Source organism: Nocardioides salarius (genome assembly GCF_016907435.1).
Lineage (GTDB): Bacteria > Actinomycetota > Actinomycetes > Propionibacteriales > Nocardioidaceae > Nocardioides > Nocardioides salarius.
Genome location: NZ_JAFBBZ010000001.1, coordinates 585,366 through 610,448, shown reverse-complemented (window position 1 = coordinate 610,448; position 25,083 = coordinate 585,366). Strand labels below are relative to the sequence as shown.

Here is a 25,083-nt window from a genome sequence, read left to right as displayed (position 1 = left end):
TACCCCTGCTCGCGAGCGGTCAGCGCTCGCCCGGGTTGCGCTGAACCGAGGACAGCAGGCCGACCCGCATGGCAGTGACCAGCGCCTGCGCCCGGTTGGCCGCGCCGAGCTTCTGGTAGATCTTCGCGATGTGCGACTTGGCGGTCGACTCGCTCATGTAGAGCTTGTCGCCGATCGCCGCAGCGCCCAGCCCGTCTGCCAGCAGCACCAGCACCTCGTGCTCGCGGTCGGTGAGCCGGGTCGACTCGGCCGCGCCGCGGCGCATCATCGCGCCGACCAAGCCGGAGCAGACGAAGGAGCGCGGGGAGACCTTGGCGTGCCGCGCGGCCTTGACCACCTCGTCGGAGGGGGCGTCCTTGCCGACGAAGCCGGAGGCGCCGGCCTCCATCGCGGCGAAGATCTGGTCGTCGCCCGAGTGCATGGTCAGCACCACGAGGCCGACCTCGGGATGGTCGCGGCGCAGAGCACGCACGATGTCGAGGCCGGTGCCGTCCTGCAGCTGCAGGTCGGTGACCACGACGTCGGGACGGTGCTCGGCGAAGAGGGCGAGGGCCTCGGCGACCGAGGCGGCGGTGCCGACCACGCTCATGTCGGCGTGCATCTCGAAGACGCCGCCGAGGCCGTCGCGGATCAGCTGGTGGTCGTCGACCAGCATCACCCTCGTCAGCGACTCGCTCATGTGGACACCTGGATCTCTCGGGGGGACTCGCTCGCCTGCCGGGTGGGCGGGGGCGGGTGCCCGGACGATACCGCGACGGCGACCCGGAGCCCGCCTCCCGGCGGCTCCTCGATGTCGAGGTGGGCGCCGATCAGCGCGGCGCGCTCGCGCATGATGCCCAGTCCGTAGGAGTCGGCCCGGGCGTCGAGGGGCAGCCCGATGTCGCCCAGGCCCCGGCCGTTGTCGGTGACGGAGATGGTGGCCGCGGGGGCGTCGACGTGGCACTGCACGCGGATCAGGGTGCACTGGGCGTGCTTGACGGCGTTGTTGAGCGCCTCCTGCGTGATCCGGAAGAGCTCGGCCTCGACCTCGCCGCGCAGCCGCTGCGACTTCTCGTCGAGGGTCACCTCGATGGCGACGCCCGAGAGCTGGCTGAGGTTGCGCGCTAGCGACCCGATCGCCGCCCCCAGGCTCTCGCTCTCGCCCACGGTGGTGCGCAGCGTGACGACCGACCGGCGCACCTCGGCGACCACCTCGCTGACCCGCTCGCGCAGCATCAGGAACCGCGCAGCCTGCTCGTCGGAGGCGGGCGTGGCGGCGAGCGCGTCGACGAGGTAGCCGAGCGAGGCGATCTCCTGCGCGACGCCGTCGTGCATCTCGCGGGAGAGCCGGCGCCTTTCGTCGGCGGTGGCCGCGTCGCGGAAGGCCGTGAAGAGCAGCGCCGTCTCGAGGTGCACGGTGCTGACCTCGAGCTGGCGGGTCAGCCGGCGCACCGTGCGCGGCAGGTCGAGCGCGCCCGGGTCGAGCCGGTCGGAGAAGACGCCGGCGACGATGCCGGGCTGGCCCGACTCGGGACGCAGCGGGAAGGCGAAGGTCTGGCCGTCGGTCTCGAGGCGTCCCGAGCGCTGGGCCAGCCGGGCCAGCAGGGCGGTGTGCGTCGAGCCCGAGTCGTCGAGGGTGCGGCTCAGCAGCGGTGTCAGCTCGTCGTCGCCGACGTAGAGCACCAGGTCTGCCGTGGGCAGCTCGTCGCGCACCGCGCTGAGGATGGCGCCACCCAGGCTACGCGGCTCGAGGCCCGAGCTGAGCCCCTCGGAGAGCTGGTTGAGCTCGTGCAGCAGCGAGCTGGCGTGCCGGTAGGGCAGCAGCGGGTCGGGCTGGCCGAGGGCGGAGCGCAGGAACGAGGCGATCATCCCGAGGCCGAGGCCCATGGTCAGCCAGGTGAAGGCCGCCAGCAGCTCGTCGGTGCTGAGCGACGCCTCGCCCAGCCCCAGCACCAGCGCGGCGGTGGGCACGACGGTGCCGAGCGCGGCGAGCACGCCCTTGGCGCCGCAGCGCAGCCCGGCCACGAACGGGGGTGCAGCCAGGGCGCCGAGGATGGCCGGCGAGCTGCTCAGCGCCAGCAGGCAGGTCGTCGTCACCGCGGCCGACTCGAGCACCGTCAGCAGGAGCGGTCGGGAGCGGGCGCGCTGCTCCACCGGGACGAGGCCGACCCACAGTGCGCCCAGCACCGCGAGGCCCAGCAGTCCGCCACGGTCCTGGCCCCACAGCAGGGGGCCGCCGATCGCCAGCAGGACGAAGGCGCGGGCGGCGGCGTTGATGCGCAGCGCCTGGCGGTGGGCTAGGAGCACGGGTGGATCATCCCAGACCATCCATGATCCCGATCGCCGCCGGGCCCATCACGGCCACGAAGAGGCAGGGCAGGATGAAGAAGATCAGCGGCACCGTGATCTTGACCGGCACCTGCTGGGCCTTCTCCTCCGCGCGCTGGCGGCGCTTGACCCGCATCTCCTGGGCCTGGATGCGCAGCACCTGCGCCACCGGGATGCCGAACGAGTCGGCCTGCACCATCGCGCTGACGAAGGACTTGAGGTCGGCGACGTCGGTGCGCTCGGCCATCGCGCGCAGTGCATCGGAGCGGCCCTGGCCGATCTGCATCTCGCGCAGCACCCGCGCGAACTCCTCGGCCACCGGGCCCTCGGTGTTGCGGGCCACCTGCTGCACCGCGGCGTCGAAGCCGAGGCCCGACTCGACGCTGATCGTCATCAGGTCGATGGCGTCGGGCAGGTCGCGGGTGATCCGCTGGGTGCGGTCGTAGGCCTTCTGGTAGAGGTACAGCCCTGGCGAGAAGAAGCCCAGCACGAGCCCGGCGACCACGGCGACGATGAACGTGGGTGTCGAGAGCCCGAGCAGCAGCGCCAGGACGACGCCGGCGACCAGGCCGGCGACCGCGCCGACCACCTTGCCGGAGACCACCCGGTCGACGTCCCAGCCGCGGGGGTTGCCCGCGAGGTCGAGCTTGCGGCGCACCCGGTCGGCGGAGTCGGCGCCGGAGAGCCGGCGGCCGACCGCCAGGGCCCGGGCCTGCAGGGGCTCGAGGACCCGCTCGGAGAACGGCCGGTCGACCTCGTCGGTCAGCTCCTCGGGCGCGTCGGTCATCGCCTGCAGCACCGCCAGCGACCTGCCGACCCCGCTGGCCTCGGCGTCACTGGTGGTCGCGGCTGCCAGCAGCACCAGGGCGGCGGCGATCATCACGACGCCGAGGAGGAGCAGCACCACCATCTCAGACCTCCACCTTGATCAGCTTGCTCATCCAGAACGCGCCGATGGCCAGCCACAGGCCCGCCCCGACGAGCATGACCAGCCCCCGGGGGTCGGTGAAGAGCACCATCACGTAGTCGCGCTGGGTGAGGAAGAGGTACGCCAGGAAGAGCGGCGGCAGGCCGCCCAGCACGTACGCCGACAGCTTGCCCTCGGCCGCGAGCGCGGAGACCTGCCGGCGGATGTAGGCCCGCTCGCGCATCGTCCCGGCGACGGTGTCGAGCAGCTCGGCAAGGTTGCCGCCGACCTGGCGCTGGATGCGGATCGCCATCACCACCCACTCGAAGTCCTTGCTGTCGAAGCGCTCGGCCACCCCTTCGAGCGCCTCCTCGAGGGTGACGCCCAGGCGGGTCTCGGCGAGCACGCGGCGGAACTCGCCGGCGATCGGCTCCTGGCCCTCGCGGACCACCGTGTCGACCGACTGGCTCAGCGACAGGCCGGCGGACAGCGACCCCGAGATCAGCCCGAGGGTCTCGGGCAGCAGCTCGTTGAACTTCTTGCGGCGGCGCGAGCTCCGCAGGCCCAGGTAGAGCCAGGGCCCGAGCAGGCCGAGCACGACGAGGAGCAGCGCGACTCCCAGGCTGCCGCCGCCGAGCAGCAGGCCCAGGAGCCCTGCGCCGACGACGATGCCGACGTGGACCAGCAGCCACTCGGGGGCCTTCAGCTGGCTGCCGGCGCTCTCGAGCCGGGCGGCGATGCGGGCCTCGAGGCCGCGGCTGCGGCGCAGCACCTGCCCGGCCGCCTCCTTGGCCTGGGCCAGCGCCTGCTCGGGGTCGACCCGGGCCGGTGCGGCGGCCGAGGAGCCGGGGCGACCGGTGGCGGCGGCGTACTGCTCGACGCGCTCGGCAGGGCCGGCGGCCACCTGGCGCCGTGGCACCAGGAGCACGGCGAGCGCCACGAGCCCGGCTCCGAGGGCCAGCACGCCCGCCCACATGGTCCAGCCGGGCGCGCTCCACCCGTTGTCGCTGCGCACGAGGTCGTCGACGCCGGTGCCGCCGGCGACCGACTCGGCGACCGGCACGAACGCCTCGGCGACGACGGGTCCGGTGGGCGAGTCGAGGGTGACCCGCACGGTCTGCTCGGTGGCGCCCAGGTCGCCGGGCACGGCGGCGGTGACCAGCAGCTGTCGGTCGAGGGCGTCGGCCTCCGCGGCGAAGGCGGCCGCCAGCGCCTGGCTCGTCGCCGGCACGACGCGACCCTCGCCGGCCTCGGCGAGCTCGCGCAGGGTCGGCTTGGCGCCCTGCAGCGAGATGACGTCGAGGCCGATGCCGGAGGCGGCCACCGCGGCGGTGGCCTCGGCCAGCGGGGTCGAGGTGGTGTCGGCGCCGTCGGAGAGCACCAGCACGGTGCGCTGGCCCTCGCTGCCGGCCAGGTCGACCGCGGCCAGGACGGCGTCGTGGAGGGCCGTGCCGCGGCTCAGCGTCAACTCGTCGACGACCGTGCGGGCCGCGTCGCGGTCGGCGGTGAGTGCCTGCGGGGTGGCCACGTCGCCGGCGAAGGTGACCACGCCGACCAGCACGTCGTCGGGCACCAGGGCGAGGAAGTCGCGAGCGGCCTGCTGCGCCGCCTCGAACCGCTCGCCCGACATCGAGTTGCTGGTGTCGATGGCGAGCACCGCGCTGCGCCGGACCGTGCTCGAGGAGCCGGCCGGCTCCGCCTGCGCGCCGACGCTCGCTCCGCCGACTTGCACGGCCACCGAGGCCGGGTCGACGTCGGCGTCGGCGGGCACCGAGACCAGCAGGGAGACGCCGTCGGCGGTCGGCTCGGCGTACGAGATGCTCGCCCCCTCACCGGCGGTGCCCGTCGCGGTCGCGGGGCTGGTTCCCAGCAGCACGGGCACCAGCAGCGCCCAGACCAGCAGGCCCAGCAGCGGCAGCAGGAGGAGCGGGTGCCGGGAGCGCATCAGATCCGGTCCGTGGCGAAGATCAGCGGGTCGACGGTGACGTTGGCGTAGGCCATCTTCTCCAGGAACTTCGGACGCAGCCCGGTCGCGCGCAGCCGGCCCAGCGAGCGGCCGTCACGGTCGAAGCCCGCCGAGCCGTCGAAGACGAAGATGTCCTGCAGCGTGATGACGTCGCCCTCCATCCGCTCCACCTCGGTGATGTGGGTGATGCGGCGGGTGCCGTCCTTGAAGCGGGTCTGGTGCACGATCAGGTCGACCGCGGAGGCCACCTGCTCGCGGATCGCGCGCACCGGCAGGTCCATGCCGGCCATCAGCACCATCGTCTCCATCCGCGAGAGCGTGTCGCGGGGGCCGTTGGAGTGCAGGGTGCAGATGGAGCCGTCGTGGCCGGTGTTCATCGCCTGCAGCATGTCGAGCGCCGAGGCGTCGCGGACCTCGCCGACGATGATGCGGTCGGGGCGCATCCGCAGGCTGTTCTTGACCAGGTCGCGGATCGAGACCGCGCCCTTGCCCTCGATGTTGGCCGGGCGCGACTCCAGGCGCACCACGTGGTCCTGCTTGAGCTGCAGCTCGGCGGCGTCCTCGATCGTCACGATTCGCTCGTCGCCGGGGATGAACGAGCTCAGCACGTTGAGGGTGGTGGTCTTGCCGGCGCCGGTGGAGCCCGAGACGATCACGTTGAGCCGTCCGCGCACGCACGCGTCGAGGAAGCCGGCGGTCTGGTCGGAGAGCGAGCCGAAGCGGACCAGGTCGGCCACGGTCAGCGGGTCGGCCGCGAACTTGCGGATGGTCAGGGCCGAGCCGTCGACGGCCAGCGGCGGCACCACCGCGTTGACGCGGCTGCCGTCGGGCAGCCGGGCGTCGACCATGGGCGAGGACTCGTCGACGCGGCGACCGATGCGGGAGACGATCTTGTCGATGGTGCGGCGCAGGTGGGCCTCGTCGGCGAACTTGGCGCTCGCCGGCACCAGCCGCCCGCTCTTCTCCAGCCAGATCGAGTCGTGGCCGTTGACCATCACCTCGGAGACGTCGGGGTCGCGCAGGTAGGGCTCGATCGGCCCGTAGCCGAGGATGTCGTCGCTGATCTCCTGCGAGACCCGCTGCCGGTCGCTGCTCGACAGCGGCCGGTCCTGCTTGCCCAGCACGTCGGCGAGCACGGAGCGGACCCGCTGGTCGAGCTCGTCGGTGTCCATGTCGGCGTCGTAGAGGTGCGGGCCGAGCTGCGTGACGAGCTCGGCGTGCACGCTGGCCTTGAGCTGCTCGATCCGGTCGTCCTCGCGCCCGCCCAGCGAGCGCCGGGGCGCGGCCGCGGGTGCCGGTACGACGTCGGCGCCGGCGGGGCGAGCGGCCTCGACCGGTCCGCCCGGCACCAGCGTGGTCGGGTCCTCGGGGTCGGCGTCCACGTCGACCCCGGCGCGGCGGGCGGCGGCCAGCCGGTCGGAGAGGCTCATCCTGGTCTCCTCATCCGGAAGCGGGCCCGGCCCCGGCCCGCGGTGCCCTCGGGGCGCTCCTGGCCGCCGGCCCCGTCGTCGGCGTCCGGGCCCGGCGCCGCCGACCCGCTCTCGCCCGACAGGGTGGCCGCGAAGCGGCGCAGCGCGGTGCTGCCGGCGTGGTCGGGGGAGTCCACGACGAGCGGCGTGCCGGAGTTCGTCGAGGCCGCGATGTCGATGGAGGAGCCGACCTGGGTGGCGATCGGCATGCCCAGGATGGCCTCGACCTTCTCGGGGCCGATGCCCACCGCGTCGTCGGCGCGGTTGAGCAGCAGGTGCCGGTGCCCGCGGGCGATGTCGAGCATGTCGAGGGTCTCGAGGGCCACCTTGACGTTCTTGAGCGTCGGCACGTCGAGGGTGGCCACGATGACGCACTCGTCGGTCTCGTCGAGGGCGGTCAGCACCTGCTCGTCGAAGGCGGGAGCGGTGTCGACGACCACGTGGTCGAAGGACTCGCGCAGGGTGCGCAGCACCCGGGTGACCAGTGCCGGGGTGACCCGCTCGCGCGCGTCGGGGTGGGCGGGTGCGGCGAGCACCATCAGCGACTTGTCGTGGCGGGTGAGCAGGGCGTCGAGCTGCTCGACGTCGAGGTCGTGCTCGGAGCCGATGGCGTGCTCGATGGAGTGGGTGGGGAAGAGCTGCATGGTGATCGCGACGTCGCCGAAGGCCAGGTCGAGGTCGACCAGGCAGACCCTGCGCGCGCCGCCGTCGGCCAGCGCCAGCGCCAGGTTGACCGCCATGGTGGTCTTGCCGACCCCGCCCTTGGGCGAGAAGACGGTGACCACCCGCCCCAGCTGGTGGGCCCCGGTGGGCCCGCGCAGCGCCACGTGCAGCTCCCGGGCGCGCGCGACGGCCGCGGCCACGCCGGAGGTGTCGCCGTCGGGCACGACGTCGCGGGCGCCGGCCTGCATCGCCCGGGTCAGCACGTCGGTGTCGAGCGCGGCGCGCACCAGCACGACGCTGACGGTGGGCCGGGTGGTGCGCAGGTCCTCGCAGACCTTCAGGGCGTCGTCGAGGTCGAGGTGCGGCCCGAGCACGACGACGTACTCGTCGGGGTGCAGGTCGAGCCAGGCACGCATCCGCTCGACGGAGTCGACGCCCTGGCTGCCGGGCGGCAGCGCGCCGAGCAGGGTGGTGACCACTGTGGCCTCCGGGTCGGTGACGACGGGCATCGGTGCTGCCTCCTTCGATGCTTCGTGGGGGAGAGGGGAACCGGCGGGGGTGCTGCGGCTCAGCCCTGGAAGAGGTTCTGCGGGGTGGTGGCCGGGCTCAGCCTGACCTTCGAGTCCTCGGTGAGCAGCGCGAACGACAGCTCGCCCTGGCTCTGGCCCAGGAGCACCTTCTGCACCTGCGGCTGGCTGACCGAGAGCGTGATCAGGGTGCGGGGCAGCGTCTCGGCGACCTGCTCGCCGCCCTGGCCCTCGGCCGTCGTGGTCGTGGTGGTGATGGGGGTGGTCGAGCCCACCGCGATCACGGTGACGCGGGTCAGCAGCACCCGGCTGTAGGGCTGGGCGGTGGTGGCGTCGGTGCCGTTGACGAAGATCGCGACCTCGGAGCCGGGATTGACGAAGCCGGCGACCCTGGCGGGATCGGTGAGGTTGATCGACATCGCCATGTCGCCCTTGTCGGGGATCTGCAGGCGCGTCTCCTCGACGGCACTGGCACCCAGCTTCTGGGGCACCACCTGCTCGCCGGGGTAGATGTCGATCATCGCCACGTCCTGCTCGACGCCCTCGGTGGTGGTCAGGGCGCCTGGGAGGATCTGCCCGCGGGCCACCGGCTCGAGGGCCAGCTTGCCGCCGGCGGCGGCAGCCGCCACCGTCTCGCCGCGCTCGATCTGCTGGGTCGCGACCAGCACCTCGGTGGTCTCGTAGGCGTCGCGGGCACGGTTGTCGGCGCCCTGCACGTAGACCAGCACCAGCACGGTGCCCAGGGCTGCGACGACCGCAGCGGCGATGAGCAGCACTCGTCGACGATCCATCGGTGCACTTCCTCCCGTCGGCGGTCGCACTGGCGAGGGGTCCCCATGCTCCGCCCGTCGACCCGGGCGCACAGGTGCGCCCGCCTCCCTGAGGAATGCTAGGGAGGACTCCGGGGTCGTGTGGCCGGTTTGCCCGGACCGCTCAGTTAAAGGGTGTGACCTGCGCCACGCCGCGCCGGTCGCCCGATCAGGCCGGGGGAGCCGCGTACAGCTCCGCGACGCGGGTGCGCTGCTCGCGCATCACCACCGAGCGCTTGAGCTTGAGGCTGGGGGTGAGCTGGCCGCCCTCCTCGGTCCACTCGTCGGCCAGCAGCACGAACCTGCGGATCGACTCGGCCTTCGAGACCGCCTTGTTGGCGTCGTCGACGGCCTTCTCGATCTCGGCGCGCAGCTCGGCGTCGTCGACGAGCTCGGCGGCGTCGGCCGGCTTGCCGTGCGCCTCGGCCCACCCCGGCAGCACGTCGCGGTCGAGGGTGACCAGCGCCGCGATGTAGGGCTGGCCGTCACCGACGACGACGCACTGGTCGACCAGCGGGTGCGCGCGCAGGCGGTCCTCGAGCACCGCCGGGGCGACGTTCTTGCCCCCGGCGGTCACCAGGATCTCCTTCTTGCGACCGGTGATGCGCACGAAGCCCTCGTCGTCGACCTCGCCCACGTCGCCGCTGTGGAACCAGCCGTCGGCCTCGAGGGTCTCGGCGGTGGCCTGCTCGTTGTCCCAGTAGCCGGCGAAGACCTGGCCGCCGCGGAAGAGCAGCTCGCCGTCGTCGGCCACCCGCACCGCGGTGCCGGGCATCGGGCGCCCGACGGTGCCGATGCGCGTCGCCTCGGGGGTGTTCACGCACAGCGCAGCGGTGGTCTCGGTCAGCCCGTAGCCCTCGAGCACGCTCAGGCCGATGCCGCGGTAGAAGTGGCCCAGGCGCTCGCCCAGGGGAGCCCCGCCCGAGACGGCGAACTCGCACCTGCCGCCCAGCGCGTCGCGCAGCTTGGCGTAGACCAGGCGCGAGAAGACCGCGTGCGCGGCCCGCACCCGCAGCGGGACGCGGCCCTTGTCCTGGCCGCGCGACCAGGCGATCGCGGTCTCAGCGGCCTTGTCGAAGATCGCGCCGCGGCCCTCGGCGGCCGCCTTCTGCGAGGCGGTGTTGAAGACCTTCTCGAAGACCCGCGGCACCGCCAGGATGAAGGTGGGCCGGAAGACCTGGAGGTCGGCGAGCAGGTTCTTGATGTCGGAGCTGTGCCCGAGGCGGACCCGCTTCTTGACCGCGCCGACCTGGATGATCCGTGCGAAGACGTGGGCCAGCGGCAGGAAGAGCAGGGTGGCGGCGCCCTCGGACTCGAAGAGCGCGTCGAGCTCGTCGGTGGCCACACCCAGCTCGAACATGAAGTTGGCGTGGGTGAGCATGCAGCCCTTGGGGCGCCCGGTGGTGCCGGAGGTGTAGATGAGCGTGGCCAGGTCGAGCGGGGTGGCGCTCGTACGCCGCTTCTCCAGCTCGGCGTCGTCGATGTCGGCACCCAGGCTGGTCAGCACCTCGACCGCGTTGTCGGCGAAGGACCACAGGTGGTTGAGCTCGCTGAGCTCGGAGCGCACGGCGCTCACCCGGGCGACGTGCTCGGCGCTCTCGGCCACGACGGCACGGGCCCCCGAGTCGCTGAGGATCCACCCGACCTGCTCCTGCGAGGAGGTCTCGTAGACCGGCACCGTGACCGCGCCGGCGAACCAGATCGCGTAGTCGAGCAGCGTCCACTCGTAGCGGGTCTTGGAGATCAGGGCGACCCGGTCGCCCACCTCGACACCGGCCGCGACCAGGCCCTTGGCCACCCCGCGCACCTCGGCGAGGAACTCCGCGGCCGTCACGTCCTGCCAGGCGTCCCCGTCGTGGCCCGGGCGGCTGAAGACGACCGCGTCGGGTGCCTGCTCGGCGTTGGCGACGACGTCGTCGGTCAGGTTGCCCGTCGCTGGGACCTCGATGGTCAGGGGCGTGGAGAACTCACGCACGTCTGTCTCCTTCTTGCTCACGAATCCGGCCCGGTCGGGCTCGCGGTCATGCCCGCCGCGGCCCGGGGCGGGACGCGCACGGCACGTTACCGCCGCCGGGCGGCCCCGGCCCATCCGGTACAGTCGCCGCGCACTCGGGGGAGAGACCCGGGTCACCACCGGGAGGGACAGGGGGCAGCCAGATGGCCGAGCAGACCACCTCGTCGATCGTGATCGACGCCACAGCCGCGCAGGTCATGGACGTGATCGCCGACTTCCCGGCGTACCCCGCCTGGGCCAAGGGCGTGAAGACCGCCGAGGTGCGCTCCACCATCGACGAGGGTCCCGAGGCGGGCCGGGCGCGCGAGGTGTTCTTCTCCCTCGACGTCTCCCCGATCAAGGACGAGTACACACTGGCCTACGAGTGGGACGGCGACCGCCAGGTCACCTGGAGCCTCGTCGAGGGCAAGATGCTGCGCATGCTCGACGGCGCCTACGTGCTGCGCGAGCGCGACGGCGCCACCGAGGTGACCTACCGCCTCGCCCTCGACGTCTCGATCCCGCTGATCGGCATGCTCAAGCGCAAGGGCGAGAAGATCCTCATCGACACGGCGCTGAAGGGCTTGAAGAAGCGCGTCGAGTCGCTCGGCTGAGCGGGGCCGCTGCGTGCGCATCCTGCTGTTCACCGGCAAGGGCGGGGTCGGCAAGTCGACCGTCGCCGCGGGCACCGCGGCGCTCGCCGCGGCCGCCGGGCACCGCACCCTGGTGCTGTCGACCGACGCCGCGCACTCCCTGGCCGACGCCTTCGGCGTGAGCGCCGGGCCCGAGCCCAGAGAGGTGGCGCCGCGCCTGCACGTCCAGCAGGTCGACGCGCAGCGCAAGCTGCAGCAGTCGTGGGCCGAGGTGCAGCACTACCTGCTCTCGGTCCTCGACGCGGCCGGCGTCGACCCGGTCGCGGCCGAGGAGCTGACCGTGCTGCCGGGCGCCGAGGAGGTGCTGGCGCTGCTCGAGCTGCGCCAGCAGGCGCTGTCGGGACGCTGGGACGTCGTGGTCGTCGACTGCGCCCCCACCGCCGAGACGCTGCGCCTGCTGGCCCTGCCCGAGGCGCTGGGCTGGTACATGCAGCGCGTCTTCCCCGCCGAGCGGCGCATCATCAAGGCCCTCAAGCCGGTGCTGACCCGCAGCGTGGGGGTGCCGATGCCCGATGACCACGTCTTCGACGCGATCGAGCGGCTGCACGCCGAGCTCGACGAGGTCCGCACCCTGCTGTCGGGCCCCGACGCCAGCGTGCGGGTCGTGCTCACTCCCGAGAACGTCGTGCTCGCCGAGGCCCGCCGCAGCTGGACCCACCTCTCCCTCTTCGGCTACCGCGTCGACGGCGTCGTGGCCAACCGCGTCTTCCCCGAGGCCGGCGGCGACGACTGGCGCGCCGGCTGGGTGGCCTCGCAGGCCGCGGTGCTCGGGCAGGTCGAGCAGTCCTTCGCCGGGCTGCCGGTGTGGCGCTCGGAGTACCGCGCCGAGGAGCCCGTCGGCGTCGAGGCGCTGCGCGGGCTCGCCGAGCAGGTCTACGCCGGCGCCGACCCGCTGGCGGTGCCGGCGGGGCCGGGGCCCTTCAGCATCGAGCGCACCGAGGGCGGCGCGCTGCTGCGCCTCGCGCTGCCGCTCGTCACCCGCGCCGAGGTCGACCTGGCCCGCAACGGCGACGAGCTGGTGGTCACGGTCGGGTCCTACCGCCGGCTGCTGACCCTGCCGGCCGGACTGGCCCGCCTGCGGGTGGCCGGCGCGCGGGTCGAGGCCGGCGGCCTGCGGGTCCGCTTCGTCGAGCACGAGGAGCCGGGCGCCGCGAGCGGCGTACGACGGGAGGCGGCGCGGTGAGCGACGAGAAGCCCCCCGGCGGCGCGGACCGCTCCGGCGACCGGAGCGGCGAGGACGTCGGTTCCCTCGCCGAGGAGGCCGCCAAGCTCTTCGGCGCCCTCACCGACTGGGCCCAGGACCAGGCCGGTGACCTGGGCGACCTGGGTGACCTGGGTGACCTGGGTGACTTGGGCGACCTGGGCGCGGCCGGGGCGAAGGCCGCGCAGGGCGACCTGCACGATCTCGGCTCCCACCTCGCGGGTCTGGCCGGGCACGCCGCCGAGGCAGCCGCCCGGGTGCAGGAGCACCTCGCCGGCGCCCTCGACGACAACCTCGCCACCGGCGCGCCCGAGTGCCGCTGGTGCCCGGTGTGCCGGGGCGTGCACGCCGTGCGACAGGTCAGCCCCGAGGTCCGCGCGCACCTCGGCGCGGCCGCCTCGTCGCTGGTGCAGGCGGCCGCGGCGCTGCTGGCGACCACCCCGCCGTCGGGCCGCTCGCGCGACGTCGAGACGATCGACCTCGACGACGAGCCGGACGACGAGACCGAGCCCCGCACCGACCCCGGAGACCTCCCATGAGCCTGACCTGTGGCATCGACATCGGCGGCACCAAGATCGCCGGCGGTGTCGTCGACGAGGAGGGCACCATCCTCGAGGAGCTGAGGGTGGTCTCGCCCGCCAGCTCCGAGGAGGCGATCGAGGAGGCCGTCGCCGGCCTGGTGCGCGAGCTGCGCTCGCGCCACGACGTGCGCGCCGTGGGTGTAGGGGCGGCCGGGTACGTCGACCGCTCGCGCTCGGTGGTCATGTTCGCGCCCAACATCGCCTGGCGCGACGTGGCGATGCGCGCCGACCTCGAGCGCCGCCTCGACCTGCCGGTGGTCATCGAGAACGACGCCAACGCCGCGGCCTGGGGCGAGTTCCGCTTCGGCGCCGGCCACGACGTCGAGGACCTGCTGCTGGTCACCGTCGGCACGGGCGTGGGCGGCGGCATCGTGCTCGACGGCGCCCTGCACCGGGGCGCCTTCGGCGTCGGCGCCGAGATCGGCCACATGCGCGTCGTGCCCAACGGCATCCTGTGCGGCTGCGGCAACCGCGGCTGCTTCGAGCAGTACGGCTCGGGCTCGGCGCTGGTGCGCGAGGCCCGCGCGGCCGCTGCCGGCGGATCGCTCCTGGCCCGTGAGGTCCTCGACCTCGCCGGCGGCGACCCCGAGGCCATCACCGGCCCCCTCATCACCGAGGCCGCCCGCGCCGGCGACCCCTTCGCCGTCGAGCAGCTCGCCGACCTCGGGCGGTGGCTCGGCGAGGGGATCGCCTCCCTCACCGCCGTGCTCGACCCGGCCGCCGTGGTGATCGGCGGGGGAGTCAGCGAGGCCGGCGACCTGCTGCTCAACCCGATCCGGGCCGCCTTCGCCGCCCAGCTCACCGGTCGCGGCCACCGGCCCAGCCTCGAGATCCGCAAGGCCCGCCTGGGCAACCGGGCCGGTCTCATCGGCGCCGCCGACCTCGCCCGCGTCTGAGCCCGCCGTGTCGCTCCTGCAGGCGGGCTCGGGGGCCCTGCGCCCGGTCGTGATCGGCGTCGACGTCGGCGGCACCAAGGTGATGGCCGCCGAGGTGGCCATCGACGGCAGCGTCTCGCGGGTCGCCCACCGGGCCACCCCCGGCCGGCGCGTCGACGTCGCGCTGCTCGAGGACGCGCTCAGCGAGGCGGTGCACGAGGTCGCCGACGGCCGGCGGGTGGCCGGCGTCGGCCTGGCCGCCGCCGGCTTCGTCGACGCCGCAGGCGAGCGGGTGGCCTTCGCCCCGCACCTGCCCTGGCGCGGCCACCAGGTGCGGGCCCGGCTCACCGACCGGTGGGGCGTGCCGGTCTTCCTCGACAACGACGCCAACTGCGTGGCCCGGGCCGAGTCGGCGCACGGGTCGGCGATGGGGGCCGCCGACGCGCTGGTGCTGACGCTGGGCACCGGCATCGGGGGCGCGGTCGTGGTCGGCGGGGTGCTGCACCGCGGCCGCAACGGCATGGCCGGCGAGTTCGGCCACACCCGCGTCGTGCCCGGGGGCCGCGACTGCGAGTGCGGCGGGCGCGGCTGCTGGGAGCAGTACTGCAGCGGCAACGCCCTGGTGCGCGCCGCCCGCGCGGGGCTCGGCCCCGACGGTGCGCTGGCCGCGGCCTGCGGCGGCGACCCGGCCGCCCTGACCGGCCCGATGGTCACCGACGCCGCACGCGCCGGCGACCCCGCGGCGCTGGCGGCGTACGCCGAGGTCGGGGAGTGGCTGGGCCTCGGGGTGGCCAACCTGGTCGCAGGGCTCGACCCCAGCGTCGTGGTCGTCGGCGGCGGGGTGTCGGCCGCGGGCGACCTGCTGCTCGAGCCGGCGCGCGAGGAGCTGGGCCGCTCGCTGGTCGGCGCGCAGCACCGGGTCGTGCCGCCGCTGCTGCGGGCGCGCTACGGCCCCGAGGCCGGGGTGGTCGGCGCCGCCGACCTGGTGCGTGAGGGCCTGGGCCGGCACGCGCGTCCGCGCGGCTGAGCCGGCCCGGCCAGGTCTGTCGGTCGGGCTTGGAGGCCCGGGTCAGACCCGGGAGCCGTCGTCCCAGGGGTCGCGGGGCTCGCGGGGCATCTGGTGGACCAGGTAGACGAAGCCGCCGACGAACCAGGCGACCATCAGCCACCCGACCCAGCGCGGCAGGTCGATGCCGGCCAGCAGTGAGACCAGCAGCACCACCGGGGCCCCGAAGACCCCGATCCAGGCGATGCCGCGGTCGGGGGCGGGCACCGGCAGCGGGCCCGGCTCGGGGGGCACGAAGCGGTCCTCGTCGTCGACCGGGGGTGCGGGTGCCGGCGGGGGAGCCGGGGCAGGCTCCGGGGCAGGCTCCGGGGCCGGGTCCGGGTCGGGTCCCGCGGCGGGACCGGGCTCGGGGTCGGGCTCGGTCCTCGTCTCCGAGGCAGCCTCCGGGTCGTCGAGCTCGGCGCGCTCGCCGAAGTTCTCCACGATCGCGCGCCAGGCCTCGTCGTCCTCCTCGCGATGCACCCTTCGAGCGTAGGCGGTGGGCCTCAGCCCGAGGTCACCCGGGCGACGAAGGCAGCGGTCTCCTCGACGAGCAGCGGCAGGTCGTTGTCGAGGGTGGCCACGTGGTAGCTGTCGGGCAGCCGCAGCACCGTCACGTCACGTGAGGAGACCCGCGAGGTGATCAGCGGCTCCGACGACTCGTCGACCACGTGGTCGACCGCCGAGCGGGCGTAGAGCACGGGCGCGGTGACCCGCGGCAGGTCGGCCACCAGCACCGGCCAGGCCCGCATCATCGAGTGCACCGCCTTCAGGGGCGCGCGCGGGTAGCCGTGCTCGGTGACGCCGGGCTTCCTGATGTCGTCGGTGATGCCCCGGAACGACGGCACGAGGTGCTTGAGCACCGGCAGCAGCTTGACGTCGAGGCGCTTGGTGGCCACGGCCGGGTTGACCACCACGACCCCCGCGACCTGGTCGGAGGACTCCACGTCGGCGGCCAGTCGCAGCACCAGCGCCCCGCCCATCGACAGCCCGGCCAGCACCACGACGTCGCAGCGCTCCAGCAGCCTGCGGTGCGCCGCGCGGACCTCGGCGTACCAGTCCTCCCAGCGGTAGCCGTTGAGGTCCTGCCAGGTCGTGCCGTGCCCGGGCAGGCGCGGCACCTCGACGGCGTACCCGCGCCCGGCCAGCGCCTGCGCCCACGGCTTCACCGAGGCGGGCTGCCCGGTGAAGCCGTGGCAGACCAGCACCCCGACGCGCCGGTCGCCGGTCAGCGACGGGTCGGGGTCGGTGGCGAGGGGGGCGGCCAGCGGGTGCACGGGCGGGGCCGACGCAGGAGTCATGCGCGAGATCATGCCCTAGGCTGGTGCGCGCCGCAGGAGTCCCCAGCGGCAGTCGTCGTACGTGGTCGGGGAGGGTCGTCTCGGTGTTCTACTGGTTCCTCAAGTGGGTGGCCATCGGGCCGCTGCTGCGCGTGGTCTTCCGGCCCCAGGTCGAGGGCGCCGAGCACGTGCCCGAGAACGGTCCGGCCATCCTGGCCAGCAACCACCTCTCGTACGCCGACTGGCTGTTCATGCCGCTCACGCTCTCGCGCCGGGTCACCTTCGTGGCCAAGGCCGAGTACTTCACCGGCACCGGTCTCAAGGGCTGGCTGCAGAAGACGTTCTTCTCCGGCTCGGGCCAGGTGCCCATCGACCGCTCCGGCGCCGACGCGGCGGCCGGTGCGCTGCTCTCGGCCAAGCGGGTGCTGGGCGAGGGCGGCCTCTTCGGCATCTACCCCGAGGGCACCCGCTCCCACGACGGCAAGCTCTACCGCGGCAAGACCGGGGTGGCGCGCCTGGCGCTCGAGAGCGGCGTCCCGGTGGTCCCGGTGGCCGTCGTCGGCACCGACGTGGTGGCCCCGCCGGGCAAGAAGTTCGGCACCGTCACCCGGCCCGTGGTGCGCTTCGGCAAGCCCCTGGACTTCTCGCGCTACGAGGGCCTCGAGAACGACCGCTACATCCTGCGCTCGATCACCGACGAGATCATGTACGAGATCATGCGCCTCTCGGGCCAGGAGTACGTCGACATGTACGCCGCCCGCGCCAAGGAGGAGTCGAAGAAGGCCGACGCCGCCGCCGCGGCGCAGTCGGCGGGCGAGCAGAAGAAGGCGTCCTGACCCGGCTCCGTGCGGCACTGCCCGGCCGCACCCGGCCCGGCGCGGCCGATCCCGACCACCCGGCGGCCGTGGCCGTCGAGGACCGGCTCTTCCAGGCCCTGGCCTGGCTGCGCTGGGTGGTGCTGGCCAACACGGTGGCGCTCAACGTCTACCGCTACGACAACTTCGACCGCCCCGTGCTGGGCCTCGGTGTGGTCGCCTCGCTCGCGGTCTGGACCGTGCTGGCCGGGCACTTCTACGCCGACCACGCCCGGCGCGGCTGGGCACTGCTGGGCACCGACCTCGCCATCGCGGTCGTGGCGCTGGTGAGCAGCCCGCTGGTCAAGGGGCCCGACTTCAACGCCTCGGTGCCCGGCTTCTGGGTGATGACCGCGCTGCTGGCCTGGGCGGTGCACCTGCGCTGGCAGGGTGGGCTCGTGGCGGCGCTGGTGCTGGCCGGCACCGACCTGGCGGTGCGCCAGGACGTCAGCCAGGCCGTCTACGGCAACGTCTTCCTGCTGCTCATCGGGGGCCCCGTGGTCGGCTACATGGCCGGGTCGCTGCAGCAGATGGCCGTTGAGCGCGACCGCGCCGAGCGGGCCGCCGCCACCGCGGCCGAGCGCACCCGGCTGGCCCGGGCGGTGCACGACGGGGTGCTGCAGGTGCTGGCGCTGGTCCAGCGCCGTGGCCACGAGCTGGGCGGCCAGGGCGAGGAGCTGGCGCGGCTGGCCGGTGAGCAGGAGGACGTGCTGCGCGGGCTGATCCGCAGCCAGGACGCGGCCGGGGTGGCCGGGACCGCAGGCCCCGCCAGCGCGGGGAGTGCCGGCGGACTGCGGGTGCTCGACCTGGCCTCCGAGCTGGTCGCGCTGGGACGTCGACCCGGTGTCGAGGTGGCGGTGCCGGCCGAGCCGGTGCCCCTCGACGCGCACGCGGTCGTCGAGCTCGTGGCCGCGGTGGGTGCGTGCCTCGACAACGTGGCCCGGCACGTGCCGGCCGCCGCCGACGGCGCGCCCCCGCGCTCGTGGGTGCTGCTCGAGGCGCTGCCCGACCGGGTCGAGGTGTCGGTGCGCGACGAGGGACCCGGCATCCCCGAGGGTCGACTCGACGAGGCGGTCGCCGAGGGCCGGCTCGGCGTCAGCGGCTCGGTGCGCGGCCGTCTCGACGACCTGGGCGGCACCGCTACCCTGAGCACCGGTGGCCTCGGCACCGAGTGGGAGCTGGTGGTGCCGCGGTGACCATCCACGACTCGCACCCCTTCGCCGACCCCGATCCCGACCCCGTACGCCGCCTCCGCGGCCGGCTCGGCGGCGCCGTCAGCCTGTGGGCCGCCGGCGAGGGCGCGCTGCGCGACGGGCTGACCGTCACCTCGTTGATGCTGGCCCACGGCGAGGAGCCCGGCCTGCTCGCGCTGCTCGACCCCGACGCCGACCTGACCGGAACGCTGCTCGACACCGGCCGCGCGGTCGTCTCGCTGCTGGCCTGGGAGCACCGCTACCTGGCCGACGCGTTCGCCGGCACCGCCCCCGCCCCCGGCGGACCGTGGCGGCTGGCCGACTTCGAGCAGACCGGGTGGGGGCCGCGGCTGCTCTCGGCGCCCACCTGGGCCGGGGTCGAGCTGGTCGGCCGGCGCGAGGTCGGCTGGTCGCTCGAGGTCACCTGCCGGCTGGCGCACGTGGCGGTCGGCGACGACGACGGCCCCGGCGGGGCGCTGGGCCACCGCCGGGGGCGCTACCTGCGGCTCGGCGCGGGGCCGGCCCCGGGGTCCGGTGCGGGGTCGGGCCAGGGATCGACCCCCGGACCGGCATAGGGTCGGCGCCATGACCGAGGTCACACCGCTCGACTCAGAATCCACCGGGTCCACCGGGTCCACCGGGTCCGCCGCGGCCCTCCGCGTGATGGTGGTCGACGACCACCCGATGTGGCGCGACGCGGTCGAGCGCGACCTGGCCGCCGCCGGCCACCAGGTGGTCGCGGTGGCGGCCACCGGCGACGAGGCGCTGGCGCGGTTCCCGGCCGCCCGGCCCCAGGTGGTCGTCCTCGACCTGCAGATCCCGGGACCCTCGGGCGTCGAGGTCGCCGCCGAGGTGCTGCGCGTCGACCCGTCGGCACGGGTGCTGATCCTCTCCGCGTCGGGCGAGCAGGCCGACGTGCTGGCCGCGGTCAAGGCCGGCGCCACCGGCTACCTGGTCAAGTCGGCCTCGCGGGCCGAGCTGCTGGCGGCGGTCGCTGCCGTCGCCGCCGGCGACCCCGTCTTCACCCCGGGCCTGGCCGGGCTCGTGCTGGGGGAGTACCGCCGGCTCTCCGACACCCCTGCCGACGACCCCGCCGACGGGCACCCCGAGCTGACCGAGCGCGAGACCGAGGTGCTGCGGATGGTCGCGAAGGGCTGGTCCTACAAGCAGATCGCCGAGCGGCTGGTGCTCTCGCACCGCACGGTGCAGAACCACGTGCAGAACACGCTGCGCAAGCTGCAGATGCACAACCGCGTCGAGCTCACCCGGTGGGCGATCGAGCGTGGCCTCGACGACGATGAGTGAGGAGACCGGGGACGAGCCGGGCGACGGTGCCGGGCTGCTCGACCTCGCCGAGCGGCTCTACTCGCTGCCGCTGGGCGAGTTCACCGCCGCCCGCGACGCCCTGGTCAAGCAGCACCGCGGCACCGACCTGGCCCGCGACCTCAAGGCCCTGCGCAAGCCGACCACCGCCGCGTGGGTCGTCGACCTGCTGGTGCGCCACGAGACCGAGCAGGTCGAGCAGGTGCTCTCGGTGGGCGCCGCGCTGCGCGAGGCGCAGGCGGCGATGTCGGCCGACGAGCTGCGCACCCTGACCCGGCAGCGCCGCCAGCTGACCGCGGCGGTCACCACGACCGCGCGAGGCCTGGCCCGCGAGCACGGCCTGCGGGTCACCGAGGCCGTCGCCGAGCAGGTGCAGGCCACGCTCACGGCCGCGATGGTCGACGCCGAGTGCGCCCAGGCCGTGCGCAGCGGGCTGCTGGTGGCGCCGCTGGAGACCACCGGCATGGGCGACGTCGACGTCGCCGGGGCGCTCGCGCTGCCGCAGGCGCTCGGCTTCGAGGCCCCGGCCGCAGCCCCGCCCGAGGCGCCCCCGCGACCCGAGCTGCGCGTCGTACCGGACCCGGAGGCGGCCGCGAAGGCCCGCGCCGCCGCCCAGGACGAGCTCGACGCCGCCGACGAGGAGCTGGTCGTGGCCCGCGGCTCCCGCGAGGAGGCCGGGCAGCGGGTGGAGGAGCTGGAGGCGCGCAGCCTGCAGGTGCAGTCGGAGATCGACGAGCTGCGCCGGCGCCTCGCCGAGCTGGAGTCGACCAGCGACGAGGTCGAGGAGGAGCTGGGCGAGGCGGAGGAGGAGCGTGACGAGGCGCAGGCGGCCCTCGAGGACGCCCAGGCCGAGCGCGACCGCGCCGCCGCCGCTCTCACCGCCCTCGACCCCTGACCCGGCCCATGTCTCCCGCCCACCCGGCCCGAACTTCCCCTCGACCCGGCCTGAATCTCCCGCCCACCCGGCCTGAACTTCCAGCCGACCCGGCGGCCTGGCCCTCGGATGAAGGCGGGCCCCGGACCCATCGGGATCCCGGTGGTGCCGGAGATGAGATCCGGGCCGACTCAGTGCGAAGTCTGGGCCGGGTCAGTGCGAAGTCTGGGCCGGGTCAGCGCGAAGATTGGGCCGGGTCAGCGGGGGCGCAGGGCGAGGAGGGCCGCGCCGCGCAGGGTGGCGTCGGGCGCGCTCGCGCGGCGCACGTCGAGACCCAGCCGTTCGCCCAGGTCGTGGCAGAGCCGGTCGTCGACGCCGTCCTCGACGCGCAGCGAGGCGAGCTCGGGGGCCGCCTCGCGCACGCCGGGCAGCCACTCCGAGGACCTGTCGACGCCCGACGCGACCTCCAGCGCGAAGGTGTCGGCGCCGTCGGGGGAGCGCCACGCGGCGGTGGTGAGCACCTGCGCGGTGCGCACCGGGCGCCGGTCGGTGGTGACCAGCAGGCTCGACGCGGCGTCGTCCCACGAGGCGTCGCCGGCGTCGAGGCAGCCCAGGCCGAGGTGCGCCGCGGACCGGTCGGCGACGAGGGCGGCGACGGGCAGCGACAGCCCCAGGAAGGCGCGCGGGTCGGTGGTGGCGGCCCCGCCCCAGCTGGGCACGAGCTCGGGCAGCGCGTCCACGGGCACCCCGAAGAGCGAGCACAGCTCGCCCGACCAGCCGCCGCCCTCGAGGTCGTGCAGGAGCGTGCGCGCGGCGTTGGAGACGTCGGTGACGTGCTCGAGGCCGCGGGTCATCCGCGCCACCAGGTAGGAGTCGACCGTGCCGACGGCGTAGCGGCCCTCCTCGACCAGCGCCCAGGTGCGCGGCTCGTGCTCGGCCAGCCAGGCCAGGGCGGGAGCGGCTCGACCGGGCTCGAGGCCCTGGCCCGTCAGCTCCTCGACCCGGGCCTCGTGGCCCGCCTCGCGCAGCGCCGCGCACACCTGCGTCGTACGCCGGTCCTGCCCGGCCACCGTCGGCCGCGGGGAGCCCAGCGTCTCGCGGTCCCACAGCAGCACCGTGTCGCGCTGGTTGGTGATCGCGACCGAGCCCAGCCCCGAGGCGTCGACGTGGCCCAGCACCCCGCGGACCGCGCCCAGCACCGCCTGCCAGATCTCGTCGGGGGCGTGCTCGACCTGCCCCGCCGCGGGCCGGTGCTGCGCCAGCTCGTGGTGACCCCGGGCCCGGACGGTGCCGGCGGCGTCGACGGCCGCGGCCGCGACGCCGGTGGTGCCGGCGTGGACCGCCAGCACGCAGGTGGTCACGCGGCGCCGCCGCGCACCACCGCCAGGATGCGCCGGTCGATCCAGGACAGGTCGGGCGCGACCCGCATCTCGTAGTTCTCGGTGCCGACCCAGGCGTGGAAGTCGCGGTGGCCGGCGTCGGCGGCGAAGCGCTCGAGCTCGGCCTGCAGCTCGGCGGTGACCGGCACCTGCTCCTCCTCGGTGGAGGCGGTCAGGTAGAGCTCGTTGAGGTCGAGCAGCCGGGCGAGCTCGACCACGGGGTCGGTGTGGTCGTCGACGCGCAGGTCGACCTCGATGTCGTCGAGCCCGCCGTAGCCGGCCTCGTCGCGCACCACCAGCAGCGCCGCCGACTGCCGCCCGCGGCGGTCGCCCCCGGCACGGTCGCCGGCGTGCAGCGCGGCGAGGAGCCGGGTGCCCAGCGGGGCCCCGGGGTCGGAGCCGAGGAAGGCCCGCTCCATCGCCTCGAGCACCTCCTCGCCCGCCAGCACGTTGCCCTGCAGCGCGTAGCCCTCGCCGCTGCGACCGCCCGCCCAGTCGAGGCAGGCCGGGCCGGTGTACGTCGCCGCCCCGCCGTCGACGTCGACGATGCCGACCTGGCGGTGGTCGCGGCCGTCGTCCTCCTCGAGCAGCCGCTCGAGGGCGACGGCGGCGGTGGCGCCCTCGTCGAGGTGCGAGAGGGCCAGCCCCTTGAACGCCACGTTGGCGTCGGCCTGGGTGGCGATGGCGCCCACCTGCGCCACGGCGGCCGGGACGGCACTGCCGACGGCCAGGAACTTCGAGGCCACCGCCACCCCCCAGGACTCACCGTCGGCGGAGCGGGCCACGATCGAGAAGGTCATGCCGGGACTGTAGCGATCCTGGAACAGGTCCCCGGGTGCCGTACCGGGCTGTGAGGATGCCACGCGTGCCGCACACGACCTCCTGGGCCGAGCGCCTGGGCTGGCCCTCTCTCGGGGACCACCGCCGCTTCGTGACCGCCATCGCCATCGACGCGGTCGGCAGCGGCGTGTTCATGCCGGTGCTGGTGCTCTACTTCCTGGCCACGACCGACCTCGACCTGGTGCAGGTCGGCGCGGCCCTGTCGCTGGCCTCGCTGATCGCGCTGCCCGTCGGGCCGCTGCTGGGCGGGGTGGTCGACCGCTTCGGCGCGAAGTCGGTGCTGCTGGCCGGCAACGCCCTGCAGGGCCTGGGCTTCGTGGCCTACCTGGCCACCGAGTCGTTCGGCGCCGTCGTCGTGTGGACCGTGGTGGTCTCGCTGGGCCGCACCGCCTTCTGGGGCTCCTACGGCACCATCGTCGCGGCCATCTCGCGCCCCGGCGAGCGCGAGCGCTGGTTCGGCTTCCTGGGGGCGCTGCGCAACGTCGGCTTCGCGGTCGGCGGGCTGGCGGCCGGGCTCGCCATCACCGTCGGCACGCCGTCGGCGTACGCCGCCATCGTGCTGGTCAACGCCGCGTCGTACGCCGCCGCCTTCGTGCTGCTGCTCTCGGTGCCGCCCGCCGCCTCGGTCGGGCACCGGCCCGAGCCAGGCTCGTGGGCCACGGTGCTGCGCGACCGGCCCTACCGGCTGCTGGTGCTCGGCCAGCTCACCTTCGCCCTGGCGATGATGGTGCTCAGCGTCGCGCTGCCGGTCTACGCCACCACGGTGCTGGGGCTGCCGGGCTGGGTGACGGGCGTGGTCTTCACCCTCAACACGGTGCTGGTCGGGCTGGGGCAGGGCCTGGTGGTGCGCGCGATGACGGGCGTGCGCCGCTGGCGGGTGCTGCTGCTGGCCCACGTCACGTTCGTGCTCGGGTACGCCGCCATGCTGCTGGCCGGCGCGCTGCCGGTGGGCCTCGCGGTGGTCGCGCTGCTCCTCGGCTCGGTGGTCTACACCGTCGGGGAGCTGCTCGGGGGCCCGGTGCACGGTGCGCTGTCGGCCGAGGCCGCGCCCGAGCACCTGCGCGGTCGCTACCTCTCGCTGGTGCAGCTGTCGTGGAACGTCGCGGCGACCGTGGCGCCGATCAGCTTCGCGTGGCTGCTGGCCCGGGGCGAGTGGCCGATCTGGGCGGCGCTCAGCGGGGTCGCGGTGGTCGGTGCGCTGGTGGCGCTGCGACTGGGCCGGGTGCTGCCGCTGGCCGACGAGCGGGTGGCGGCCCGGGCCGACGAGGTGATGGTGGGCTGAGCCCGGCACGACTAGGGTCGGGGCATGCGAGTCGGAGTCCTGACCGGAGGCGGGGACTGCCCCGGCCTCAACGCCGTGATCCGTGCCGTCGTGCGCCGTGGGGTCCGTGACCACGGGTTCGAGCTGATCGGCTACCGCGACGGCTGGAAGGGGCCCCTGGAGGGCCTGACCATGCCGCTGGGCATCGAGGAGTGCCGCGGCATCCTGCCCCGCGGCGGCACCATCCTCGGCTCCTCGCGCACCAACCCGTTCGCCATCGACGACGGCGTGGAGCGGATCCGCGCCAACCTGGCCAGCGACGGCGTCGACGCGCTCGTGGCCATCGGCGGCGAGGACACGCTGGGCGTGGCCACCAAGCTCGCCGACGCGGGCGTCTCGGTGGTGGGCGTGCCCAAGACCATCGACAACGACCTGTCGGGCACCGACTTCACCTTCGGCTTCGACACGGCCGTCAACATCGCCACCGACGCGATCGACCGGCTGCACACCACCGCGGAGTCGCACCACCGGGTGCTGGTCGTCGAGGTGATGGGCCGCCACGCGGGCTGGATCGCCCTGCACTCGGGCATGGCCGGCGGCGCGAGCGCGATCCTGATCCCCGAGCAGCCCTTCGACATCGACGCGGTCTGCGACCACGTGCAGACCCGCTTCGAGAGCGAGTACGCCCCCATCGTCGTGGTCTCCGAGGGAGCGGTGCCCAAGGACGGCGGCGACATGACGCTTTCGTCGGGGGAGAAGGACTCGTTCGGCCACGTGCGCCTCGGCGGCATCGGCGACCGGCTGGCCCACGAGATCGAGCAGCGCACCGGCAAGGAGGCCCGCGCGGTCGTGCTGGGCCACATCCAGCGGGGCGGCACCCCCACCGCCTTCGACCGCTGGCTGGCCACCCGCTTCGGGCTGCAGGCCGCCGACGCCGTCGCCGACGGCGACTTCGGCACCATGATGGCGCTGCGCGGCACCCGCATCGACCGGGTGCCGCTGCACGAGGGCACCGGCGAGCTCAAGACCGTCAGCCCCGCCGAGTACGCCGAGGCCGAGGTCTTCTTCGGCTAGGAGGGCTGC

General features: G+C 74.5%; 24 protein-coding genes. 12 read left to right on the top strand and 12 right to left on the bottom strand.

Annotated features, from left to right (window positions below):
* Nucleotides 1-19 precede the first annotated feature (19 nt).
* The 8 genes from JOE61_RS02990 to JOE61_RS02955 form a co-directional block, all read right to left on the bottom strand.
* Entirely contained in the window at nucleotides 20-679 is a 660-nt protein-coding gene (locus JOE61_RS02990) for a response regulator transcription factor (RefSeq protein WP_193670425.1), read from the bottom strand.
* Nucleotides 676-2,286 carry a sensor histidine kinase gene (locus JOE61_RS22005; RefSeq protein ID WP_193670424.1) on the bottom strand — a complete coding sequence of 537 codons (1,611 nt, stop codon included), beginning with the start codon at nucleotides 2,284-2,286 and terminating at the stop codon, nucleotides 676-678. The genes JOE61_RS02990 and JOE61_RS22005 overlap by 4 nt, the downstream gene beginning before the upstream one ends.
* Before the next feature lie 7 nt (nucleotides 2,287-2,293).
* Nucleotides 2,294-3,217 carry a type II secretion system F family protein gene (locus JOE61_RS02980; protein ID WP_193670423.1) on the bottom strand — a complete coding sequence of 308 codons (924 nt, stop codon included), beginning with the start codon at nucleotides 3,215-3,217 and terminating at the stop codon, nucleotides 2,294-2,296.
* A gap of 1 nt (nucleotide 3,218) precedes the next feature.
* Nucleotides 3,219-5,159, bottom strand: coding sequence for a type II secretion system F family protein (locus JOE61_RS02975; RefSeq protein WP_193670422.1), 1,941 nt, complete (start codon nucleotides 5,157-5,159; stop codon nucleotides 3,219-3,221).
* Complete coding sequence (locus JOE61_RS02970) at nucleotides 5,159-6,610, bottom strand: TadA family conjugal transfer-associated ATPase (protein ID WP_193670421.1); 1,452 nt, start codon at nucleotides 6,608-6,610, stop codon at nucleotides 5,159-5,161. Before JOE61_RS02970 ends, JOE61_RS02975 begins: the two co-directional genes overlap by 1 nt.
* Nucleotides 6,607-7,821: a CpaE/TadZ family protein gene (locus tag JOE61_RS02965; protein ID WP_193670420.1), complete on the bottom strand. Its 1,215-nt coding sequence runs from the start codon at nucleotides 7,819-7,821 to the stop codon at nucleotides 6,607-6,609. The genes JOE61_RS02970 and JOE61_RS02965 overlap by 4 nt, the downstream gene beginning before the upstream one ends.
* A gap of 59 nt (nucleotides 7,822-7,880) precedes the next feature.
* Entirely contained in the window at nucleotides 7,881-8,630 is a 750-nt protein-coding gene (gene cpaB, locus JOE61_RS02960; RefSeq protein ID WP_193670419.1) for a Flp pilus assembly protein CpaB, read from the bottom strand.
* Between the two features lie 187 nt (nucleotides 8,631-8,817).
* The gene (locus JOE61_RS02955; protein ID WP_193670418.1) at nucleotides 8,818-10,623 is read right to left on the bottom strand and encodes an AMP-dependent synthetase/ligase; all 1,806 of its coding nucleotides are present in this window, start codon (nucleotides 10,621-10,623) and stop codon (nucleotides 8,818-8,820) included.
* 182 nt (nucleotides 10,624-10,805) lie between these two features.
* Between JOE61_RS02955 and JOE61_RS02950 the strand changes: the two genes are divergently transcribed.
* The 5 genes from JOE61_RS02950 to JOE61_RS02930 are packed head-to-tail and all read left to right on the top strand — an operon-like array spanning nucleotide 10,806 to nucleotide 14,978.
* On the top strand, nucleotides 10,806-11,255 hold the full coding sequence (locus JOE61_RS02950; protein WP_193670417.1) for an SRPBCC family protein: 450 nt from the start codon (nucleotides 10,806-10,808) through the stop codon (nucleotides 11,253-11,255).
* A 13-nt stretch (nucleotides 11,256-11,268) separates the two neighbouring features.
* Nucleotides 11,269-12,477 carry an ArsA family ATPase gene (locus JOE61_RS02945; RefSeq protein WP_193670416.1) on the top strand — a complete coding sequence of 403 codons (1,209 nt, stop codon included), beginning with the start codon at nucleotides 11,269-11,271 and terminating at the stop codon, nucleotides 12,475-12,477.
* Entirely contained in the window at nucleotides 12,474-13,034 is a 561-nt protein-coding gene (locus JOE61_RS02940) for a hypothetical protein (RefSeq protein ID WP_193670415.1), read from the top strand. Before JOE61_RS02945 ends, JOE61_RS02940 begins: the two co-directional genes overlap by 4 nt.
* Entirely contained in the window at nucleotides 13,031-13,972 is a 942-nt protein-coding gene (locus JOE61_RS02935; RefSeq protein ID WP_193670414.1) for an ROK family glucokinase, read from the top strand. Before JOE61_RS02940 ends, JOE61_RS02935 begins: the two co-directional genes overlap by 4 nt.
* Nucleotides 13,973-13,979: 7 nt before the next feature.
* Nucleotides 13,980-14,978, top strand: a complete 999-nt coding sequence (locus JOE61_RS02930) for an ROK family protein (RefSeq protein WP_307822774.1) — start codon at nucleotides 13,980-13,982, stop codon at nucleotides 14,976-14,978.
* Between the two features lie 42 nt (nucleotides 14,979-15,020).
* On the opposite strand, the gene JOE61_RS02925 is transcribed toward JOE61_RS02930, so the two are convergent.
* Together JOE61_RS02925 and JOE61_RS02920 are read right to left on the bottom strand one after the other, a co-directional pair.
* Nucleotides 15,021-15,479, bottom strand: coding sequence for a hypothetical protein (locus JOE61_RS02925; protein WP_193670413.1), 459 nt, complete (start codon nucleotides 15,477-15,479; stop codon nucleotides 15,021-15,023).
* Between the two features lie 23 nt (nucleotides 15,480-15,502).
* Complete coding sequence (locus JOE61_RS02920; protein ID WP_193670412.1) at nucleotides 15,503-16,297, bottom strand: alpha/beta hydrolase; 795 nt, start codon at nucleotides 16,295-16,297, stop codon at nucleotides 15,503-15,505.
* 83 nt (nucleotides 16,298-16,380) lie between these two features.
* Between JOE61_RS02920 and JOE61_RS02915 the strand changes: the two genes are divergently transcribed.
* From JOE61_RS02915 to JOE61_RS02895, 5 genes are all read left to right on the top strand, one after another.
* Nucleotides 16,381-17,112: a lysophospholipid acyltransferase family protein gene (locus JOE61_RS02915; RefSeq protein WP_193670411.1), complete on the top strand. Its 732-nt coding sequence runs from the start codon at nucleotides 16,381-16,383 to the stop codon at nucleotides 17,110-17,112.
* Between the two features lie 68 nt (nucleotides 17,113-17,180).
* Nucleotides 17,181-18,326, top strand: coding sequence for a MacS family sensor histidine kinase (gene macS / locus JOE61_RS02910; protein ID WP_307822773.1), 1,146 nt, complete (start codon nucleotides 17,181-17,183; stop codon nucleotides 18,324-18,326).
* Nucleotides 18,323-18,898: a flavin reductase family protein gene (locus JOE61_RS02905; RefSeq protein WP_193670410.1), complete on the top strand. Its 576-nt coding sequence runs from the start codon at nucleotides 18,323-18,325 to the stop codon at nucleotides 18,896-18,898. The genes macS and JOE61_RS02905 overlap by 4 nt, the downstream gene beginning before the upstream one ends.
* A gap of 10 nt (nucleotides 18,899-18,908) precedes the next feature.
* A complete protein-coding gene (locus JOE61_RS02900; RefSeq protein WP_193670409.1) occupies nucleotides 18,909-19,628 on the top strand; it encodes a response regulator in 720 nt (239 codons plus the stop codon).
* Nucleotides 19,621-20,541: a coiled-coil domain-containing protein gene (locus tag JOE61_RS02895; RefSeq protein ID WP_193670408.1), complete on the top strand. Its 921-nt coding sequence runs from the start codon at nucleotides 19,621-19,623 to the stop codon at nucleotides 20,539-20,541. Before JOE61_RS02900 ends, JOE61_RS02895 begins: the two co-directional genes overlap by 8 nt.
* Before the next feature lie 236 nt (nucleotides 20,542-20,777).
* On the opposite strand, the gene JOE61_RS02890 is transcribed toward JOE61_RS02895, so the two are convergent.
* Nucleotides 20,778-21,881, bottom strand: coding sequence for an FGGY family carbohydrate kinase (locus JOE61_RS02890; protein ID WP_193670407.1), 1,104 nt, complete (start codon nucleotides 21,879-21,881; stop codon nucleotides 20,778-20,780).
* Nucleotides 21,878-22,699, bottom strand: a complete 822-nt coding sequence (locus JOE61_RS02885; RefSeq protein WP_193670406.1) for a DUF1028 domain-containing protein — start codon at nucleotides 22,697-22,699, stop codon at nucleotides 21,878-21,880. Before JOE61_RS02885 ends, JOE61_RS02890 begins: the two co-directional genes overlap by 4 nt.
* Nucleotides 22,700-22,764: 65 nt before the next feature.
* Between JOE61_RS02885 and JOE61_RS02880 the strand changes: the two genes are divergently transcribed.
* Together JOE61_RS02880 and JOE61_RS02875 are read left to right on the top strand one after the other, a co-directional pair.
* Complete coding sequence (locus tag JOE61_RS02880) at nucleotides 22,765-24,021, top strand: MFS transporter (protein ID WP_307822772.1); 1,257 nt, start codon at nucleotides 22,765-22,767, stop codon at nucleotides 24,019-24,021.
* Nucleotides 24,022-24,045: 24 nt separating this feature from the next.
* Nucleotides 24,046-25,074, top strand: a complete 1,029-nt coding sequence (locus JOE61_RS02875) for a 6-phosphofructokinase (protein ID WP_193670405.1) — start codon at nucleotides 24,046-24,048, stop codon at nucleotides 25,072-25,074.
* Nucleotides 25,075-25,083: the final 9 nt, after the last annotated feature.